Annotated in this window: 4 protein-coding genes; all 4 read left to right on the forward strand. The window is 76.5% G+C overall.

All coding sequences use genetic code 11. From position 1 onward, the window contains the following. A partial coding sequence (locus tag AC1MIR_RS14600) for a TauD/TfdA family dioxygenase (RefSeq protein ID WP_480028921.1) occupies window positions 1-885 on the forward strand: 885 nt, incomplete at its 5' end. Between the two features lie 51 nt (window positions 886-936). Next, complete coding sequence (locus tag AC1MIR_RS14605) at window positions 937-1,671, forward strand: aspartate/glutamate racemase family protein (RefSeq protein WP_480028922.1); 735 nt, start codon at window positions 937-939, stop codon at window positions 1,669-1,671. Window positions 1,672-1,695: 24 nt separating this feature from the next. Then, the gene (gene ypfJ, locus AC1MIR_RS14610; protein WP_480028923.1) at window positions 1,696-2,568 is read left to right on the forward strand and encodes a KPN_02809 family neutral zinc metallopeptidase; all 873 of its coding nucleotides are present in this window, start codon (window positions 1,696-1,698) and stop codon (window positions 2,566-2,568) included. A gap of 3 nt (window positions 2,569-2,571) precedes the next feature. After that, a partial coding sequence (locus AC1MIR_RS14615; protein WP_480028924.1) for a hypothetical protein occupies window positions 2,572-2,782 on the forward strand: 211 nt, incomplete at its 3' end.

The following is a 2,782-nucleotide window of genomic DNA, read 5'->3' on the forward strand; positions in this document are numbered from 1 at the left end:
GGGCGGCGCGGGCCGCCCCCGGCGCGGGCGGGGGGCCGGGGCCGGGGGGGCGGCCGCGCCCCGGCCGGCCCCGCGGAGGCGCCGCTGCCCCGGCTCGGCGCCGTGCTGCGGCAGGCGGCGAGCCGGCTCGACACCGGGCGGGGGCTGGTGCTGCTCCGCGGCCTGAACATCGACCGGCTGGGCGAGGACGAGGCGGCGGCGGAGGCGCTGCTGCTGGTGCTCGGCGCCTATCTCGGCCGCACCCTGCCGCAGGGGCCGGAGGGCGAGGCGGTGCAGCGGCTGGACAGTCCCGCGACCGGCGCGGCGCGCTGGCGCTTCCATGCGGACGGCGCCGACATCGTGGCGCTGCTCACCTTGCGCCAGCCGCCCGAGGTGGACCCCGTGATGCTGGTCTCGGCGGCGGCGGTGCACAACGAGATGCTGAAGCGCAACCGCGCGGCGCTGGAACTGCTCTACGGGCCGATGCCGCACCTGCTGCAGGCGCCGGCGACCACGCCGGCGGTGGTGGAGCTGCCGGTCTTCAGCACCGCCTCCGGCGCCTTCGTCGGGCGCTATGCGCGCGACGCGATCGAGGCGGCGCAGCGCCTGCCCGAGACGCCGCGCCTCACCGCCGCCCAGGTGGAGGCGCTGGACGCGCTGGATGCCATCTGCGCCGAGCCCGGCCTCGCGCTCAGGATGGAGGTGCGGCCCGGCGACGTGCTGCTGTTCAACCCCCTGCTGGTCTGGAAGCGCCGGGCCGAGGCGGTGGAGGGCGACGGCGGGGCGGTGCGCCAGGCGCTGCGGCTGCTGCTGCTCACGCCGAGCTCGCGCGCCCTGCCGCATGGCCTTGCGGCGGTGGGCCAGGGCCCGGCGCCGGCCGGCGGCAACGGGATGGTGGGCGGATAGGCCGCGACGGCATCCGTTGCACCGCCTGCAAGGGCGGGGGAGAGTGGCGCGATGCGCGTCCTGGTCGCCAATGCGAACACCACCGAGGCCATCACCGAGGCCTGCGTCGCCGCCGCCCGCCGGGCCGCGGCGCCGGGCACCGAGATCCTCGGCGCGACCCCGTCCTTCGGCCCGCGCGTGATCTCGACCCGCGCCGAGAACGCCATCGCCGGGCATGCGTTGCTGTCGCTGTTGGCGGAGCATGCGGGCAGGGTGGATGCGGTGGTGCTGGCGGTGAGCCACGATACCGCGCTGGAAGCGGCGCGGCAGATGATGCCCTGCCCGGTGGTCGGCATGACCGAGGCCGCCTGCCTCGCGGCCTGCCTGGTCGGCGGGAAATTCGCGGTGCTGACGCTCGGCACGGCCGTCGCGCCGTATGAGGAACTGGTGGCGCGCCACGGCCTCGCCGCGCGATGCTCCGCGGTGGCGGCGATCCGCGCCACCGCGCAGGAGGCGATCCGCGATCCCGGGGCCGCCCAGGCCATGCTGCTGGAGGCGATCGCCGACCTCTCCCAGCGGGCCGATGCGGTGGTGCTGGCCGGCGCGGCGCTGGCCGGAATGGACCGCGTGCTGCAGCCGCGCGCGGCGGTGCCCCTGCTGGACGGCATCGCGTGCGGCGTGAAGCTCGCGGAGATGTTGGTGGCGCTCGGCCTGCCGAAGCCGGCGTCAGGCGGCTATGCGGCGCCGGTGGGGCGCGAGGCGGTCGGGCTCTCGCCTGCCCTGGCGGCGTTGCTGGCGGGCGGCTGAGGACGGGAACGGGAGGCGCGGACCATGCGCATGGACGGCGGGCGCGAAAGCCGGAACGTGGAGGATCGCCGCGGCCGGGGCTTCGGCGGCGGCGGACGAGGCCGTGGCGGCCTGATGGTGGGCGGCGGGCTCGGCACCGTGGTGCTGATCGTGCTGGCGCTGCTGTTCGGCGTCGATCCCGGCATGATCACGTCGGGCGGCGCCCCCGTGGCGCCTGCGCCGAGCGCGGTGGAACGCCGCGCCCCGTCCGCCGACGATGCGGCCAGCCGGTTTGCCCGCCAGGTCCTCGCGGAGACCGAGGATGTGTGGAACCCGATCTTCCAGAGCCTCGGCCGGCGCTACCAGGAACCGGTGCTGGTGCTCTACTCCGGCGCGGTGCAGAGCGCCTGTGGCGTCGCCCAGGCGCAGGTCGGGCCGTTCTATTGCCCGGGCGACAGCAAGCTCTACATCGACCTCGACTTCATGGCGGACCTGCAGCGCAAGGTCGGCGCCACGGGCGACTTCGCCGCCGCCTACATCATCGCCCATGAGGTCGGTCACCACGTGCAGAACCAGCTCGGCGTGCTGCCGCGCGTGGAGGCGCTGAAGCGCCAGGCCAGCCAGGGGGAGTCCAATTCGCTGCAGGTGCGGGTGGAACTGCAGGCCGATTGCCTGGCCGGCCTCTGGGCGCGGCGCGCGCATGAGGCGCGGCAGATCCTGGAGCGCGGCGACATCGAGGAAGGGCTGAACGCCGCCGCCGCGGTGGGCGACGACCGGCTGCAGCGCCAGGCGCGCGGCTATGTGGTGCCCGAGAGCTTCACCCATGGCAGCTCCGCCCAGCGCGCGCGCTGGTTCCGCGCGGGGCTGGAGAGCGGAAGGCTGGAGGCCTGCGACACCTTCGCCCCCGAGCGGCCTTAGGGCGTGCAGCGGCCACTCCTGCCGGAGCCGAGCAGCGCCGCAGCCTTCTTCGCCGCCTATGACGGCTTCGGCGAGCGCCGTGCCGGAAGCGTGGGCGATGCCGCTTCCGCCGCCTGGCTGCGCGACCTGGCAGCGCAGGGCGGCGCCCCCCCCCGCCGCGCGCCCGGGGGGGGGCCCCGCCGGCGGCCCCCCGCGGCCCGGGGGGCGGCGCGCG

The sequence above is a fragment of the Falsiroseomonas sp. RANM36 genome, from assembly GCF_056682175.1.

Coding starts and splice junctions, on each gene's coding strand:
- AC1MIR_RS14605 (WP_480028922.1), top strand. CDS start 937: ATGCGCGTCCTGGTCGCCAATGCGAACACCACCGAGGCCATCACCGAG.
- ypfJ (WP_480028923.1), top strand. CDS start 1,696: ATGCGCATGGACGGCGGGCGCGAAAGCCGGAACGTGGAGGATCGCCGC.